The sequence below is a fragment of the Streptomyces griseomycini genome (assembly GCF_014203535.1).
GTDB classification, from domain to species: domain Bacteria; phylum Actinomycetota; class Actinomycetes; order Streptomycetales; family Streptomycetaceae; genus Streptomyces; species Streptomyces griseomycini.
On record NZ_JACHJI010000009.1, the window covers coordinates 295267 to 311538 of the forward strand.

Consider the following 16272-nt stretch of genomic DNA (forward strand, 5'->3'; position numbering starts at 1 on the left):
TCAACCCACCGAGCCGAACGCCTCGTTCATCTTCTTCGCGGCGTCCGCCGAGGCGGTCGCCACGTCCTTCTTGCCGCTGACGACCTCCTGGAACATGGTCGGCAGCACCAGCGAGGCGTCGATCTGCGCCCAGGCGGGCGAGGCCGGCACGAACTTGGTGCCGGCGGCGAGCGTCTCGACGAACGGCTTCACGAAGGGCTCCTCGGCGGCCACCCGCTGCCGTACGTCCGAGAAGGTCGGCAGGAAGCCCATGCCCTCGAACAGCTCGCCCTGGGCCTCCTTGGAGGCGAGCCGCTTCATCAGGTCGACGGCGAGGGTGCGGTGCGAGGTGGACTTCAGCACGCCGAGGTTGTTCCCGCCCGCGAACGCGGGGGCGATGGACCCGGGCTCGACGCCCGGCAGCGGCACGACGGCGTACTTGCCCTTGACCTTCCCGGCCTCGACGGCCGCGTGGCTGAAGTCGCCGCCGATCGCCATCGCGGCCTTGCCCGAGGCGAAGGCGGTCACCGTGTCGTTGCCGCCCATCCCGGCGCACTTGGCGGCCGGGCAGTTGTCGTCGCCGAAGAGGGAGGTGTAGGCCTCGATGCCCTCGCGGGCGTCGGCGCTGTCGATGGCGGAGGCGTACGAGCCGCCCTTGCCGGTGGCGAGTTCCCCGCCGTGGGCCCAGACGAAGGGCATCGCGCCGTAGGTGTAGGCGCCGCCCACGGCGATGCCGTACATCTCCGGCTTCGCGGCGCGGATCTGCCGGGCGGTGGAGATCAGCTCCGCCTGGGTCTTCGGGACGTCGAGGCCGAGCTCCTCGAAGACGTCCGTGCGGTAGTACAGCGCGCGGACGCCGACGAAGTACGGGACCCCGTAGACCTTGCCGTCGACGGTGACCGACTGCCGGGCGGTCGGGTCGGTGTCCGCGGCCTCGTCCCAGGCCTCGAACTCCTCCGTGACGTCGGCGAGTCCGCCGTCCTGCACGTAGCCCGCGGTGTCGGTGTTGCCGTACTCGATGAGGTCGGGCGCGGACTTCGGGTCGTTGAAGGCGGCCTTGATGCGCTGGGCGCGGGTCTCGACGGGGATGTACTCGACGGTGACCTCGGCGCCCTCGTGGGCCTTCTCGAACGCGGCGAGGACGGAGTCGACGACCTGTTCCTTGGGCTCGTTGTTGACCTCCTGGAAGAGCCAGACGCGCAGGGTGCCGGTCTTCTCGTCCTTGTCGGAGGAGGAGGTGCCGGAGGTCTGGGGCGCGCAGGCGGCGGTGGCGAGGACGGCCGCGAGGGCGACCATGCGGACGGACAGCTTCATGGAGTGCTCCTCCGGTGGTGCGTTGCAACATGCGCAATGATGGTTTCGCTGTGCACAACAACACCCCGGAGGCTAGGGACTGGGTGAACCGCGCCACAAGAGGTCTCAACCACTCTGTGACCGGCCGACGCACCCTGTGCAACGCACGGACGGCGCAAAGCAGCCCGAAGGCCCCCAGGACGCGTGGAACGCGTCCTGGGGGCCTTCGGGCGGGACCGGCGGGGAAAGGGGGCTGCGGGACTACTTGTCGCCCTTGCCCTTGTCGTCGCCGCCGGCGCCCATGGAGTCGTAGATCTCCTTGCACATGGGGCACACCGGGTACTTCTTCGGGTCGCGGCCGGGCACCCAGACCTTGCCGCACAGCGCCACGACGGGGGTACCGTCGAGCGCGCTCGCCATGATCTTGTCCTTCTGGACGTAGTGGGCGAAGCGCTCGTGGTCACCGTCGCCGTGGGAGGTCTGCGGCGTCGGCTCGACGAGGGTCCCCGTACCAGTCCCGCGCTCGGGCTCAAGAGTGCTCATAACAGCCAAGGGTACTGAAGGTCACACGCATCAGTTGAGCGAAGGGTCGTCCGGGTACGTGGCCACCATCGCCAGCTCGTTGCGCTGGCGGCGCAGCACCTCGCGCCAGAGCCGCTCCGGGGCCGGGGAGGAGACGTCGCCGGGCTCCGACTCCACGACGTACCAGGCGCCGTCCACCAGCTCGTCCTCCAGCTGGCCGGGGCCCCAGCCGGCGTATCCGGCGAAGATGCGCAGGGAGCCGAGGGCGGAGGCGAGCAGCTCCGGCGGGGCCTCCAGGTCGACCAGCCCGATCGCGCCGTGCACCTGGCGCCAGCCCAGCGGGGCCGCCTGGCCGGCCGCTCCGCCGGGGACGACGGCGACGCCGAGGGCCGAGTCCAGCGACACCGGGCCGCCCTGGAAGACGACGCCGGGTTCGCCGGCGAGGTCCGCCCAGCCCTCCAGGATGTCGCCCACGTCCACCGGGGTCGGACGGTTGAGGACGACACCGAGCGAACCCTCCTCGTCGTGGTCGAGGAGGAGCACCACCGCGCGGTCGAAGTTCGGGTCCGCCAGGGCGGGCGTGGCCACGAGCAGCCGCCCTGTGAGCGAGGACACCTCGGTCATGCCAGACATGATCCCGCATCTTCCCTCCGCGTGGGGAGGCAACGGGGGTACGGGAGTGAACGCAGCCATGATCGAGAGGAGTGGCCTGGTAAGGCCTCGGTCGAGGGCGGTGGCGGGAGACGGGAGGGCGGACGGGGGCGTCCCCGGCGCACGCCGGTGTCCGGTGACCCCTTGTGCCCGCTCTGGAACGTTTCGTGTTGTGACGGACCCATGACGTCGTCGGGTCCCCCGCGGGCTTACGGAAGGGGGGTGCGGGACGATTACGCTTTGCCTCCTGGCCCCTGCCCCACTCCCCACGGAACGCGAGATTCATGACCGTCAACGACGATGTCCTGCTTGTCCACGGCGGAACCCCGCTGGAGGGCGAGATCCGTGTCCGCGGTGCGAAGAACCTCGTACCGAAGGCCATGGTCGCCGCGCTGCTGGGCAGCGCTCCGAGCCGCCTGCGCAACGTTCCGGACATTCGCGACGTCCGCGTCGTACGGGGTCTGCTGCAACTGCACGGCGTGACGGTCCGCCCGGGCGACGAGCCCGGCGAGCTGGTGCTCGACCCCACGCACGTGGAGAGCGCCAACGTCGCCGACATCGATGCCCACGCGGGTTCCTCGCGGATCCCGATCCTGTTCTGCGGCCCGCTGCTGCACCGGCTCGGGCACGCGTTCATCCCCGGTCTGGGCGGCTGCGACATCGGCGGCCGGCCCATCGACTTCCACTTCGACGTGCTGCGGCAGTTCGGCGCGACGATCGAGAAGCGGGCGGACGGCCAGTACCTGGAGGCCCCGCAGCGGCTGCGCGGCACGAAGATCCGGCTGCCGTACCCGTCCGTCGGCGCGACCGAGCAGGTGCTGCTGACGGCGGTGCTCGCCGAGGGCGTCACCGAGCTGTCCAACGCGGCGGTGGAGCCGGAGATCGAGGACCTGATCTGCGTCCTGCAGAAGATGGGCGCGATCATCGCGATGGACACCGACCGGACCATCCGCATCACCGGTGTGGACAAGCTCGGCGGCTACACCCACCGCGCCCTCCCGGACCGCCTGGAGGCCGCCTCCTGGGCGTCCGCGGCGCTGGCCACCGAGGGCAACATCTACGTCCACGGCGCCCAGCAGCGGTCGATGATGACGTTCCTGAACACCTTCCGGAAGGTGGGCGGCGCCTTCGAGATCGACGACGAGGGCATCCGCTTCTGGCACCCCGGCGGCCAGCTGAAGTCCATCGCGCTGGAGACGGACGTCCACCCGGGCTTCCAGACCGACTGGCAGCAGCCGCTGGTGGTCGCCCTGACCCAGGCGACGGGCCTGTCGATCATCCACGAGACGGTCTACGAGTCCCGCCTCGGCTTCACCTCCGCGCTCAACCAGATGGGCGCCCACATCCAGCTCTACCGCGAGTGCCTGGGCGGCTCCGACTGCCGCTTCGGCCAGCGCAACTTCCTGCACTCGGCGGTCGTCTCGGGCCCGACGAAGCTCCAGGGCGCGGATCTCGTCATCCCCGACCTGCGCGGCGGCTTCTCCTACCTCATCGCCGCCCTCGCCGCCCAGGGCACGTCCCGCGTCCACGGCATCGGCCTGATCAACCGCGGCTACGAGAACTTCATGGAGAAGCTGGCGGAGCTCGGCGCGAAGGCCGAACTCCCCGGCAAGGCCCTCGCCTGACCCGGCCCCCACCACCCCGGCCGGGCAGCACCGCCCCCGGCCGGGGGTCCGGGGGTCACCCCGGGCGAGCACAGCACGGAGAAGCCGGCGGAGCCCGGCGCGAAGGCCGACCCCCCGGCAAGGCCCTCGGGCGAGCACGGCCGCGCACGTCGAAAGGGGCGGCCACCCTCATCGGGTGGCCGCCCCTTTCGGTGTCACCGTGCCTCGTACGCCGTCCCGGGGCGTACGACGGGCAGGGTCACTTGCCCTTGGCGGCTTCCTTCAGCTTGGAGCCCGCGGAGACCTTCACGCTGTAGCCGGCCGGGATCTGGATCGGCTCACCGGTCTGCGGGTTGCGCGCGGTGCGAGCGGCACGGTGGGTGCGCTCGAAGGTCAGGAAGCCGGGGATGGTGACCTTCTCGTCGCCCTTGGAGACGATGTCGCCGACGACGTCGGCGAACGCGGCCAGCACGGCGTCGGCGTCCTTGCGGGTCACCTCGGCGCGGTCGGCCAGCGCGGCCACCAGCTCACTGCGGTTCATGTTGTTACTCCCGTGTTCTTCTTGCCGTTGAGGCGTGCCACGCGGCGGAGCCGCATGTCGGGCACGGCGAAGCCGATGCTGCCAGGTTCCTCGGTGAGTCCCCGGACCCGGGTCCGTCGTCGGACCCTCGCGCCCAGAGACGCATCCTGCCTCCACCTGCGGCGGTAAAGCCAATCCGGCACCCGCAGGAGTCGTGAGAACACCCGAGGGAGTCACCCGGAGAACGCCACGGCCCCGATACGGTGACGCTCAGTCCGCTTCCGGCGACGGACCGCAGGGGCCCGCGCCCGGGCCTGGCCGCCACCCTAGAGGGACGCCAGGACCCACGGGTTCCACGACGCGCCGGTGCGAACCCCGGTCGTGGCGATCCTCACAGCACCGGGGACGGCCCGCCGTCCCCGGTGTCCGGGAGGTTCCGGAGGACTCCGGAGGGCTTACGCCCCGGCCGCCTTGGCGGCGTCCCGCACCGCGCCGGCCACCGCGCCCGCGACCTTGTCGTTGAAGACGCTGGGGATGATGTAGTTCGGGTTCAGCTCGTCCTCGGTCACCACGTCGGCCAGCGCCTGCGCGGCGGCGAGCATCATCTCGGTGTTGACGGTGCGGGACTGGGCGTCCAGCAGGCCGCGGAAGACGCCGGGGAACACCAGCACGTTGTTGATCTGGTTGGGGAAGTCGGAGCGCCCGGTGGCCACGACGGCCGCCGTCCGGCGGGCGACCGCCGGGTCCACCTCGGGATCGGGGTTCGCGAGCGCGAACACGATCGCGCCCTCGGCCATCGCGGCCACGTCCTCGCCGTCCAGGACGTTCGGGGCGGAGACGCCGATGAAGACGTCCGCGCCGTGCACCGCCTCCTTCAGCGTGCCGGTCAGGCCCTCGGGGTTGGTGTTGTCGGCGATCCAGCGCAGGGCCGAACCGGGGGCGGCGTCGACCAGGTCGGCGCGGCCGGCGTGCACCACGCCGTGGATGTCTGCCACGACGGCGTTCTTCACGCCCGCGGCGAGCAGCAGCTTGAGGATGGCCGTGCCGGCCGCGCCGGCACCGGACATGACGACGCGGACGTTCTCGATCCCCTTGCCGACGACCCGCAGGGCGTTGGTCAGGGCCGCCAGCACGACGATCGCCGTGCCGTGCTGGTCGTCGTGGAAGACGGGGATGTCGAGGGCCTCGCGCAGCCGGGCCTCGATCTCGAAGCAGCGGGGGGCGGAGATGTCCTCCAGGTTGATGCCGGCGAAGCCCGGGGCGATGGCCTTGACGATCTCGACGATCGCGTCGGTGTCCTGGGTGTCCAGGCAGATCGGCCAGGCGTCGATGCCGGCGAACCGCTTGAACAGGGCCGCCTTGCCCTCCATCACCGGCAGCGCGGCCTTCGGGCCGATGTTGCCCAGGCCGAGGACGGCCGAGCCGTCCGTCACGACCGCGACGGAGTTGCGCTTGATGGTCAGGCGGCGGGCGTCCTCGGGGTTCTCCGCGATCGCCATGCAGACGCGGGCCACGCCCGGCGTGTAGACCATGGACAGGTCGTCACGGTTGCGGATGGGGTGCTTCGACGCCATCTCGATCTTGCCGCCGAGGTGCATCAGGAACGTACGGTCCGAGACCTTGCCCAGCGTGACGCCCTCGATGCCGCGCAGCTGCTCCACGATCTCGTCGGCGTGGGCGGTGGAGGTGGCCGCGATGGTGACGTCGATGCGGAGCCTCTCGTGGCCGGACGCCGTGACGTCGAGGCCGGTCACCGAGCCTCCGTGGGACTCGACGGCCGTGGTGAGCTGGGAGACCGCGGTTCCGCCGGCGGGCACCTCCAGCCGGATGGTCATCGAGTAGGAGACGCTGGGCGCCGTTGCCATGGCCGACTTCCTCTGCTTTCACCGTGTCGCTGCGTTGTGCCGTCCGATCGTCGCACCTACCGCCGAGTACGCGGTAGCCGCTTCGGATTGCGAACGTTTTGTTCGCGTCCGGAGCGGGCATCTCCGGCACCTTTCGGAAAACTTATTCCACCATACGAGAGGAGGTGCGCCCCGGTGAAGAGGTCCGGACGACGAAAGAGGCCCACGTCACATCAGGTGACGTGGGCCTCTCACACGCTGGGTGACACCGACCCGCCATGCTCGCCTCGCGGCAAGTGGTCGCTCGTAGCGACGAAGGTTGGGCCCGGGGGCTTGGATCGGGCCGGTGTCACGTCAAGGTTAACAAAGGATCCCGGCCGGCCATTCCCGTCCCGCGAGCGGTTCCTCCGCTCCCCCGCGCACCGGGGTCAGTCCCTCAGCAGGTCCGGCACCCCGGCCGCGTCCGGCTCGTCGCGCTCCTGCGAGACCACCGTCAGCCGCCGGGTGGCCCGGGTCAGGGCGACGTACAGGACGCGCAGCCCGGCCGGCGACTCGTCGGCGATCTCGGCCGGGGAGACGACGACCGTGGCGTCGTACTCCAGGCCCTTGGCCTCCAGGCTGCCGAGCGCCACGACGCGGTCGCCCAGCCCGTCGAGCCAGCGCCGGGCCTCCTCGCGGCGCTGCATGGCGACGACCACGCCGACCGTGCCGTCCACCCGCTCCAGCAGCCGCGCCGCCTCCGCGCGCACCGTCTCGCCCAGCGGTCCCTGCGCGACCTCGAAGCGCGGCTCGACGCCGGTGGAGCGCACCGCCCTCGGCGACCGGGAGCCGGGCATGGCGAGGGCGAGCACCTTCGACGCCAGCTCGGCGATCTCCGCCGGGTTGCGGTAGTTCACCGTGAGCTCGAAGCGGCGGCGCGGACGGGTGCCGAGCGCCTCGTCGCGGGCCTGGGCCGCCTCGTCGGGGTCGGACCAGGAGGACTGGGCCGGGTCGCCGACGACCGTCCAGGTCGCGTGCCGTCCGCGCCGGCCGACCATGCGCCACTGCATCGGGGTCAGGTCCTGGGCCTCGTCGACGATCACGTGGGCGTACTCGACGCGTTCCTGGGCGAGCCGCTCGGCCCGCTCGCGCTGCGACTCCTCGCGCACCGGCATCAGCTCCTCCAGGCCGGTGAGCTGGTCCAGCGGATCGATCTCGCGCTTCTTCCGGGGCCGGGCCGGGGTGCCGAGGATCGCCTGGAGCTCGTCGAGGAGCGCGATGTCGTGCACCGAGTGGCCGTCCCGCTGCAGCGAGCGGGCGACCCTGCGGACCTCGCCGGGGTTGAGCACGCGGCGGGACCAGCGGCCCAGGCGCTTCTCGTCCGCCATGGCGCCGAGGACGGCGGCCGGGGTCAGCTCGGGCCACCAGGCGTCGAGGAAGGCGAGGAAGGCGTCCTCGGAGGTGATGTCCTCGTCGAAGGAGGAACGCAGCTCGGCGGCGAGCTCCGGGTCGGTGTGCCGGTTCGCGGCGCCGGAGCGTTCCCACAGGGCGTCCAGCAGCAGCTTGCGGGCGCGGGGGCGCAGCAGGTTGACCGGGGCGGTGCCGCCGAGGGCGGCGCGGCGGACGTCCGCCAGCTCCCCGGCCTCGAGCTCCAGGCGGCGGCCGAAGGCGACGACCCGCAGCCGCTCCGGAGAATCGTTCAGCTCCAGCGCTCCGCGCGCGGCCTTCCGCAGCACCTTGAGCATGCGGGACGAGCCCTTGGCGCGGGCCACCGACGGGGAGTCGTACAGCGTGGCCTCGGCGCCCTCGACGAGCGAGCCGATGGCGCGGATGGCGACCTGGCCCTCCTCGCCGAGGGAGGGCAGCACGCCCTCGGTGTAGGCGACGAGCAGGGGCGTGGGCGAGACGATCAGGATGCCGCCCGCGTACCGGCGCCGGTCCTGGTAGAGCAGGTAGGCCGCCCGGTGCAGGGCGACGGCGGTCTTGCCGGTGCCGGGACCGCCCTCCACGTAGGTCACGGAGGCGGCGGGGGCGCGGATGACCAGGTCCTGCTCGGCCTGGATGGAGGCCACGATGTCCCGCATGGTGTGGGTGCGGGCCCGGCCGAGCGCGGCCATCAGGGCGCCGTCGCCGATCACGGGCAGCTCGTGGCCGTCCAGGGACGCCCTCAGCTCGGGGCGCATCAGGTCGTCCTCGACGCCGAGGACGCGGCGGCCCTTGGAGCGGATCACGCGGCGGCGCACGACCCGGCCGGGATCGACCGGGGTGGAGCGGTAGAAGGGCGCGGCGGCGGGGGCCCGCCAGTCGATGACCAGCGGGGCGTAGTCCTCGTCGAGGACGCCGATGCGGCCGATGTGCAGGGTCTCGGCGATGTCGGCGGTGTTGTCGGGGCGCACGGCGCCCTCGGCGGGCTCGACGGCGGTGTAGGCGCCGTCGGGGCCCTTCTTGCCGTCCTTGCCGAGCAGCAGGTCGATCCGGCCGAAGAGGAAGTCCTCGAACTCGTTGTTCAGCCGGTTGAGGTGGACGCCGGCCCGGAAGACCTGGGCGTCCCGCTCGGCGAGGGCGCCGGGCGTGCCGACCTGGCCGCGCCGGGCGGCGTCGCGCATGAGGAACTCGGCCTCGTGGATCTTCTCCTCGAGGCGCCGGTACACCCGGTCCAGGTGTTCCTGTTCGACGCGGATCTCCCGGTCGCGAACGGAGTCGTGAACCGGGTCGACCGCGGTTTCCTGTTGAGCCTGAGCGGCCACCGGGCCCCCTTCTGACGTGCTGGGCAGCCGTCAACCGTACGCGAAGGGGGCCCCGGGAGGCTACGCGTCCACTTCCACCAGCAGCTTGCCGTCGAAGGTCATGACCTGGAAGTGGTCGATCTCGTTCGGCTCGAACGCGGCGCCGCCCTGGACGTACAGCGGCTGCTTGGCCTTGTCCGTCTTGGCGTCCGGCAGGCCGTAGCCCCAGTCCGGGACGGACCAGGACGTGACGGTCTCCCGCTCGCCGTTCTTGCCGACGGCGATCAGCGAGCACTTCTGCGGGCCCGTGACGTTCTTCAGCTCCAGGACCGTCCCGGTGCCCCAGGCCTTCTCCTCCATCGCCACGGTCGCGGAGACCCTGGTGCCGGGGTCGGTGGCCGAGATCTTGTCGGAGGTGCGGTCGAAGGCCTCCTTGGCCGGGTTCGCCGCGAGGGTCTGGTTGGCGCCGCCGCCTCCGCCACCGCCGCCGCCGTCCCCGCCGGTGGTCGCCACGGCCACGAACGGCCCGCTGACGATCAGCGCGCCCGCCGCGGCCACCATGTAGAAGTTGCGGCGGCGCTTGCGCGCGCGGCGCTCGGCGACCTCGTCGATCAGCTTCTCCACCACGCGCGGAGAGGGCTTGGCGGACAGCGACTCGCCGACGGCGGGCGTCCCGGCGCCGGGCAGGTCCGCGAGCGCGGCCAGCATCGGTTCCATGCCCGCGAGCTCGTCGAGCTGCTGGGCGCACCACTCACAGGTCGCCAGGTGCGCCTCGAAAGCGGTTGCTTCGGCGTCGTCGAGGATGCCGAGGGCGTAGGCGCCGACGGTCTCGTGTTCGTTCGGCACCGGTGATCCCTGCATGGCTCCAGACATACCCGTACCGCCCGTACCGAATCCCTGATTTCCCCCGTACACATTCATCACGCCGTCACCCCCCGCTCCTCCAGTGCCAGCTTCATCGAACGCAGGGCGTAGAACACCCTGGAGCGAACCGTGCCGCTGGGGATACCGAGCGTCTCGGCCGCCTCATTGACGGTACGCCCTTTGAAGTACGTCTCGACGAGCACCTCCCGGTGGGCAGGGGTCAGGTCGTCGAGCGCGTCCGACAGCGTCATCAACCACAGCGCCTTGTCGATCTCGTCCTCCGCGGGGATGACCTCCAGCGGCGACGGATCGACCTCCTGCGGCCGGGCCTGCCGGCTGCGGTGGCCGTCGATGACGATGCGCCGGGCGACCGTCACCAGCCAGGGGCGTACCGAACCGGTCGCCCGATTGAGCTGACCGGCGTTCTTCCAGGCACGGATGAGCGTCTCCTGCACCACGTCCTCGGCGCGCTGCCGGTCTCCGGCGACCAGCCGCAGGACGTAGGCCAGCAAGGGTCCGGCGTGCTCGCGGTACAGCGCGCGCATCAGCTCCTCGTCGGGTTCCGAGGGCTGTGAGGGCATGCGATGTCGGGCCCTCGATGCACGGTCATTGGCCACGACGGAATCCTTGCGCACGCCCACCTCCGATGTCCGGGGGGATCCCCAGCCGGTCGCTCGACAACCGGTACGGACACGGGGCGTTGGGTGTTCAAAGGGAGGCGGCGGTTTTCTTCGGGACGGCGTGACGACCGGGACACGACGTCACATTCCCCCCGCTCCCCCTTTACGTTTCCGCCACGACGACAAGGGCGGGCGCGCCGCCCGTGGAGCGCGGACGGCGGACGCGGTGTGAGTGACGTCACTCGGGCGTCTCGTGGCGGGCGCGGTGCGGAGGCCGCCCGCGGGACGGCCGGGCCGGGGACCCGGCCGTCTCAGGCCCGGGCGAGGGCGGCGCGGCGGCGGTGGCGGGCCACGCGTTCGCGGTTGCCGCAGATCTCGCTGGAGCACCAGCGCCTCCTGCGGCCCCGGGAGGTGTCGAGGTACACGATCGGGCAGTTGTCGCCCTCGCACTGCCGCAGCCCGGCGCGCGCGACGGGGTCGGTGAGCAGGTCCACGGCGTCCCGCGCGACCGCCGCGAGCAACGCGGCGCGGCCGGGCGGGCCGTCGACGCGGCGCGTCAGCACCCCGTCGTCACCGGGGACCGCGCACAGGGCCGGGGGCGCCGCGCGGGCGAGGTCGTTGACCCGCGCGAGCGCGAGGTCGTACGAGGGGACGCCGGGCGCCGCCCGGCCGCGCAGCAACGGGCCGAGCCTGCCGCGCAGTTCGCGGAAGGCCGGCAGCCACGAGGGGTCGGCGTGGGCCAGCGGGGTGCCCGGCGGGACGAGTCCCGATCCGGTGATCCAGGCGCGCAGCACCTCGACGGAGTCGAGCCGTTCCGCGGGATGCGTGGTCGCGAGGAGGTCCAGGCAGACCCGTCCGGTGTCGAACCGCAGCTCGTGGGGCGCCGTGGCCGTACCCAGTGCCATGTGCCTGTCACCGCCTAGGGGTTCACCCCCGGCGTGCGGGGGCCGGTGCGATGCGAGTGAGGGGCCGGGAGGTCCTCTCCCTACAGTGCCTGCCCGTTCCCGCGCCCGGAACCCCCCGCACGGCCCCCGGTGGCCCGGGGCCGACCCGGTTCTCATTCGTCCGCGTACTTCGGCTCCGCCTGCGGGTCCAGGGCGAGCCGGTAGCCGCGCTTGACGACCGTCTGGATCAGCTTGGGGGTGCCGAGGGCGCTGCGCAGGCGGGCCATGGCGGTCTCCACCGCGTGCTCGTCGCGGCCCGCTCCCGGCAGCGCGCGCAGCAGGTCCGCGCGGGACACGACCCAGCCGGGCCGCCGGGACAGCGCCCGCAGCAGGGACATCCCGGCCGGCGGCACGGGCCTGAGCGCGCCGTCCACCAGGACCGCGTGGCCGCGGATCTCCACCCGGTGCCCGGCGACGGGCAACGCGCGGGCGCGGGCGGGCAGTTCCCGGCAGAGCAGCTGGACGAGGGGGCCCAGCCGGAAGCGCTCGGGCTGGACGGTGTCGACGCCGCGGGCCTGCAGCGGCAGCGCGGTGACCGGGCCGACGCAGGCGGGCAGGACGTCGTGGCCGAGGGCGGCGAGCAGGCCGTCGAGCAGGCCGCGCTCCTCGGCCCGGGACAGGAGCGAGGCCGCGGCGGGCGCGCTGGTGAAGGTGACCGCGTCCAGGGTCCGGGAGACGGCGGCGTCCAGCAGCCGGTCGACGGGGCCGAGGTCCTCCGGCGGCAGCCACCGGTAGACCGGCACCCCCACCACCTCCGCTCCCCCGGCCCGCAGCGACTCCACGAACCCGGGCAGCGGCTCGCCGTGCAGCTGCACGGCGATGCGCAGTCCGTCGACGCCCTCCGCGAGCAGCCGGTCGAGCACCTCCGCCAGGGACTCCGACGCCGGCGACCACTCCTCGGTCAGTCCGGCGGCCCGGATCGCGCCCTTCACCTTGGGGCCGCGCGCCAGGATCCGCACCCCGCGCAGCCTCGCCAGCAGGTCCTCGCCCAGGCCCCAGCCGTCGGCGGCCTCCACCCAGCCCCGGAAGCCGATGGCGGTGGTGGCGACCGCGACGTCCGGGGCCTGCCCGATGATCTCCTTGGTGGCGGCCAGCAGCTCGCTGTCGTCGGCCAGCGGCACGATCCGCAGGGCGGGGGCGTGCAGCACGACGGCTCCGCGCCGCTCGAGCAGCGCGCCCAGTTCGTCGGCCCGGCGCGCCGCGGTCACCCCCACGGTGAAGCCCGCGAGGGGGCCGTGCTCCGGTCGTTGCTGCGGACCCTGTCGTTCGTCGTACATGGCTCTCGTCCCGGTCGAGTCGGCGTCCTGCGGGGAGTGCGGCTCCGCCTCCGTGCCGGTCGAGCCTGTCAACGATCCGTGACGGGCTCGGTTCGGCTTCGTGTCACCAGTGTTACGTCACACCCGGGCGTAACTGGGCTGCGGCTTCTCCTCCGAAGTGGTGTTCCGGCCGGTCGGCCGGTCCGTCGGGCGGCGCAGGTATACGGCCCAGGTGACCGCGAAGCAGACCGCGTAACAGGCGAGGAAGGCGACGAACGCGCCGGTGCCGGAGCCGTGGGAGAGGAAGGACTGGCGGAAGGCCAGGTTGATGCCGACCCCGCCGAGCGCGCCCACCGCGCCGATCAGTCCCATGGAGGCGCCGGACAGCCGCCGCCCGTACGCGGCGGCCTCCTCCCCGCGCAGTCCCCGGGCCAGCGCCTTGGCCTGGAAGATGCCGGGGATCATCTTGAACGTCGATCCGTTGCCGAGGCCGGACAGCACGAACAGCACCACGAACGCGACGGTGAACAGCACCAGCGACTTCTGCATGGAGGCGACGACCAGTACGGCGGTGGCCGCGCCCATCGCGACGAAGTTCCACAGCGTGATCCGCGAGCCGCCGTAGCGGTCGGCGAGCCTGCCGCCCACCGGGCGGATCAGGGAGCCGAGCAGCGGGCCGAGGAAGGTGACGTACGCGGCCTGCAGCGGGGTGCGGCCGAACTGGCTCTGGAGCACCTGCCCGAAGGCGAAGCTGTAGCCGATGAACGAGCCGAAGGTGCCGATGTAGAGGAAGGACATGATCCAGGTGTGCGGGTCCCGCGCGGCGTCCTTGGCGGCGCCGGTGTCGTTCCTCACCGAGGCCAGGTTGTCCATGTACAGCGCGGCGAGCACGGCGGCGACGACGATCAGCGGGATGTAGATGCCGAGCAGCACCCGCGGCCCGCCGCCCGCCCCGATGATCGCGAGGGCGGTGAGCTGGATCACCGGGACGCCGATGTTGCCGCCGCCGGCGTTCAGGCCGAGCGCCCAGCCCTTCTTCCGGAGCGGGAAGAAGGCGTTGATGTTGGTCATGGAGGAGGCGAAGTTGCCGCCGCCGATGCCGGCCAGCAGGCCGACCAGCAGGAAGGTGGAGAAGGAGGTGCCCGGTTCCATCACGGTGAACGCGGCCACCGTGGGGACCAGCAGCATCCCGGCGGAGACGATCGTCCAGTTCCGTCCGCCGAAGACCGCGACGGCGAAGGTGTACGGGACGCGGACCACGGCGCCGACCAGGGTGACCACGGACGTCAGCAGGAACTTGTCGGCCGGGGTGAGCCCGTACTCCGGGCCCATGAAGAGCACCAGCACGGACCACATCGTCCAGACGGAGAACCCGATGTGCTCGGACAGCACGGAGAAGAGCAGGTTGCGCCGGGCGATCCTCTCCCCGGTGCGGTTCCAGAAGGTCTCGTCCTCCGGGTCCCACTCCTGGATCCAACGGCCGCCAGGGACTGTCATGACGCCTCCACGGTGTTCCACAGCTCGGTCGTGCCGAACGTAGGGAGGAGTCGTTTCGGGCCGGTGGGGCTGTGGATGACCGTGCGGGAACGTTGCCCTCACCTCGCGGGGCGCCGGGGTGAGAGGCCGCCGTCACGGCCGCGGCCCGGCCCCGTGGTGAGGGGGCCGGGCCGCGGCGGTGCTCCGGCTGTCCGCCGTCCGGACGGCGGACGGCGTCCTACTCGTCCGACCTGACGCGCCGCACCTCGTAGCCGTACTCCTTGTCGGGGTCGACGGCGAAGTACAGCACCGGCCGGTCGCCCGTCTCCTTGACCTCGAGCAGCGCGGACTGGCTGTCGTCCGAGAAGGACCCTCCGGCGTCGAAACCGAGCTCGACGGTGCCGCTCCTGTCGCCGTCGGCGAGTTCCCACTCGCCCCCGCCGGAGAGCTTCCCCTCACCCGGCGGGGGGTCGGTGAAGGCGAAGACGACGGCACTGCGGGGGATGCCCGACATCTCGAACCGCCCGTCGGCCCCGAACTCCACCCTGCCGCCATCGGCGCCCGTCCAGACACCGGTGACCTGCGCAGGGCTGAGCTCGCCTCCCTCGTTCGCTCCGCAACGCACCAGAGCGAACAGACCGATCAGGGAGAGCACGAGAACGGCTGCGACGGTCGCGCACCACGAAGTACCTTCACGCCGGCCTACTTGTAGATCGTTTCCTGCCACTTGACGTCGACGCGGAACCCGGCGAAGTAACCGCCCATGTACGCGGTGCCTCATTGAACCCCTCCTGCCGGCCCTGGTGTCCCGGGACGAAGGACTCGTTGTTGATGTCGGTCCACGCCTTGTACTCGACGGTCAGAGTGTCTCCCTTGGTCTTGACGATCTCGTCATCGAGGACGTAGGATCCGAGGACGCCCTGGACCTTGCGGTCCTCCTTGCCGATGACCAGTCCGCCCAGGTCGGAGGCGTACACACCGGCCATCTGGAGGTAGTTGAGGTCGTCCCCGTGCCGGTTCTTCGTCGTGCTGCAGTCGGCCCGGCCCTTCTTCTTGCCGCTCCAGGCGCACTCGGCGGCGATGGTCGAGCGGGCGTCCGCCATGCTGGTGCTCTTGATCAGGGGCTGCGTCAGCTCGTCGTCGCCGTCGTGGACGACGTCGGACGAGCGGTTCTTGAGGTCCGGGCTGCCCCACAGCCAGCGGAAGGCCAGGTTCCAGGGACCGCCGCTGCGCACCTGGGCGTCAACCAAGGGCGCGTGAGTATGATCGAAACTGGTCGCAGCTCTGTGAGCGCCGACCTCGTACGCGGGATGGCATCTGCGTACGACCGTTCCGACGAAGCCCTGATCGACGCACTGGCCGCGATGACCGGACGTCGGTCCCGTGGCTGGTGGGAGGAGTACCGCGAACACCTGCCCGCCGCGTTGGCCGATCCGGCCGAGCCGGAGCACCACGCCACCGCGCTGCGCGTCGCCCCGGTGATCCACATCCCGGCAGTGCTGCAGACCACCGATCACGCCCGCGCCCTCTTCCGGGCCGTCGTACCGCCCGTGCGGCCGTACGGGATCGAGCACCGCCTCACCCATCGCATCAAGCGACAGGGCGTCCTGCACCGGGAGAACCCGCCTCCCTACTCGGCGATCATCCACGAGTCGGCCCTGCGCATGGGCTCCGGCGGCCCCGCCGTGGCCCGCGGCCAGCTCACCCACCTGCTCGACATGGGCGAGATGCCCCACGTCACCGTCCGTGTGATCCCGTTCGGCACGGACTACTTCCCGAGCACCGGCCAGTCCTTCGAACTATGTCCCGGGCGCCGTACCACAGCTCGACACCGTCCAACTGGACACCCACCACGGAGGCTGCGGATTCCTCGACGCGGAGGCACAGTTGACCAAGTACCGCGCCGTGCTGGACCACATGGCGTCCTGCGCCCTGGGCCCTGCCGAGTCACGCGACTTCATCCACAACCTCATCCAGGAAGCCTGAGAAGGAAC

At 71.8% G+C, this 16272-nt stretch carries 14 protein-coding genes and 1 pseudogene; 2 read left to right on the top strand and 13 right to left on the bottom strand.

Annotated features, from left to right (window positions below; all coding sequences use genetic code 11):
* From FHS37_RS25825 to FHS37_RS25835, 3 genes are all read right to left on the bottom strand, one after another.
* Entirely contained in the window at positions 1–1293 is a 1293-nt protein-coding gene (locus FHS37_RS25825) for an extracellular solute-binding protein (protein WP_184825380.1), read from the bottom strand.
* Between the two features lie 240 nt (positions 1294–1533).
* Positions 1534–1815, bottom strand: coding sequence for a DUF3039 domain-containing protein (locus tag FHS37_RS25830; RefSeq protein ID WP_184825382.1), 282 nt, complete (start codon positions 1813–1815; stop codon positions 1534–1536).
* 30 nt (positions 1816–1845) lie between these two features.
* Positions 1846–2418 (bottom strand): YqgE/AlgH family protein, encoded by a 573-nt coding sequence (locus FHS37_RS25835; protein WP_184825384.1) that lies wholly within the window; start codon positions 2416–2418, stop codon positions 1846–1848.
* 311 nt (positions 2419–2729) lie between these two features.
* Here FHS37_RS25835 and murA point away from each other — a divergent pair, with 311 nt between their 5' ends.
* Positions 2730–4070, top strand: a complete 1341-nt coding sequence (gene murA / locus FHS37_RS25840; RefSeq protein WP_184825386.1) for a UDP-N-acetylglucosamine 1-carboxyvinyltransferase — start codon at positions 2730–2732, stop codon at positions 4068–4070.
* A 238-nt stretch (positions 4071–4308) separates the two neighbouring features.
* On the opposite strand, the gene FHS37_RS25845 is transcribed toward murA, so the two are convergent.
* The 10 genes from FHS37_RS25845 to FHS37_RS25890 all read right to left on the bottom strand — a co-directional run bounded on the left by FHS37_RS25845 (position 4309) and on the right by FHS37_RS25890 (position 15528).
* Positions 4309–4590, bottom strand: coding sequence for an HU family DNA-binding protein (locus FHS37_RS25845; protein WP_003990598.1), 282 nt, complete (start codon positions 4588–4590; stop codon positions 4309–4311).
* A 434-nt stretch (positions 4591–5024) separates the two neighbouring features.
* Complete coding sequence (locus tag FHS37_RS25850) at positions 5025–6434, bottom strand: NAD-dependent malic enzyme (protein ID WP_184825388.1); 1410 nt, start codon at positions 6432–6434, stop codon at positions 5025–5027.
* A 407-nt stretch (positions 6435–6841) separates the two neighbouring features.
* Positions 6842–9139 (bottom strand): HelD family protein, encoded by a 2298-nt coding sequence (locus FHS37_RS25855; protein WP_184825390.1) that lies wholly within the window; start codon positions 9137–9139, stop codon positions 6842–6844.
* Positions 9140–9199: 60 nt separating this feature from the next.
* Positions 9200–9964 carry an anti-sigma factor family protein gene (locus tag FHS37_RS25860; RefSeq protein WP_308436689.1) on the bottom strand — a complete coding sequence of 255 codons (765 nt, stop codon included), beginning with the start codon at positions 9962–9964 and terminating at the stop codon, positions 9200–9202.
* Positions 9965–10038: 74 nt separating this feature from the next.
* Positions 10039–10623, bottom strand: a complete 585-nt coding sequence (locus FHS37_RS25865) for a sigma-70 family RNA polymerase sigma factor (protein ID WP_184825394.1) — start codon at positions 10621–10623, stop codon at positions 10039–10041.
* Between the two features lie 290 nt (positions 10624–10913).
* Positions 10914–11507 (bottom strand): CGNR zinc finger domain-containing protein, encoded by a 594-nt coding sequence (locus tag FHS37_RS25870; protein ID WP_184825396.1) that lies wholly within the window; start codon positions 11505–11507, stop codon positions 10914–10916.
* Between the two features lie 152 nt (positions 11508–11659).
* Positions 11660–12823, bottom strand: coding sequence for a uroporphyrinogen-III synthase (locus FHS37_RS25875; RefSeq protein WP_184825490.1), 1164 nt, complete (start codon positions 12821–12823; stop codon positions 11660–11662).
* A 117-nt stretch (positions 12824–12940) separates the two neighbouring features.
* Positions 12941–14299, bottom strand: a complete 1359-nt coding sequence (locus FHS37_RS25880; RefSeq protein ID WP_184825398.1) for a nitrate/nitrite transporter — start codon at positions 14297–14299, stop codon at positions 12941–12943.
* A 217-nt stretch (positions 14300–14516) separates the two neighbouring features.
* Positions 14517–14933, bottom strand: a complete 417-nt coding sequence (locus FHS37_RS25885; protein ID WP_229889826.1) for a hypothetical protein — start codon at positions 14931–14933, stop codon at positions 14517–14519.
* A gap of 37 nt (positions 14934–14970) precedes the next feature.
* A complete protein-coding gene (locus FHS37_RS25890; protein WP_184825400.1) occupies positions 14971–15528 on the bottom strand; it encodes a hypothetical protein in 558 nt (185 codons plus the stop codon).
* Positions 15529–15540: 12 nt separating this feature from the next.
* Here FHS37_RS25890 and FHS37_RS25895 point away from each other — a divergent pair.
* A pseudogene (locus FHS37_RS25895) lies at positions 15541–16264 on the top strand (DUF5753 domain-containing protein).
* Positions 16265–16272: the final 8 nt, after the last annotated feature.

Coding starts and splice junctions, on each gene's coding strand:
- FHS37_RS25825 (WP_184825380.1), bottom strand. CDS start 1,293: ATGAAGCTGTCCGTCCGCATGGTCGCCCTCGCGGCCGTCCTCGCCACC.
- FHS37_RS25830 (WP_184825382.1), bottom strand. CDS start 1,815: ATGAGCACTCTTGAGCCCGAGCGCGGGACTGGTACGGGGACCCTCGTC.
- FHS37_RS25835 (WP_184825384.1), bottom strand. CDS start 2,418: ATGACCGAGGTGTCCTCGCTCACAGGGCGGCTGCTCGTGGCCACGCCC.
- murA (WP_184825386.1), top strand. CDS start 2,730: ATGACCGTCAACGACGATGTCCTGCTTGTCCACGGCGGAACCCCGCTG.
- FHS37_RS25845 (WP_003990598.1), bottom strand. CDS start 4,590: ATGAACCGCAGTGAGCTGGTGGCCGCGCTGGCCGACCGCGCCGAGGTG.
- FHS37_RS25850 (WP_184825388.1), bottom strand. CDS start 6,434: ATGGCAACGGCGCCCAGCGTCTCCTACTCGATGACCATCCGGCTGGAG.
- FHS37_RS25870 (WP_184825396.1), bottom strand. CDS start 11,507: ATGGCACTGGGTACGGCCACGGCGCCCCACGAGCTGCGGTTCGACACC.
- FHS37_RS25875 (WP_184825490.1), bottom strand. CDS start 12,823: ATGTACGACGAACGACAGGGTCCGCAGCAACGACCGGAGCACGGCCCC.
- FHS37_RS25880 (WP_184825398.1), bottom strand. CDS start 14,299: ATGACAGTCCCTGGCGGCCGTTGGATCCAGGAGTGGGACCCGGAGGAC.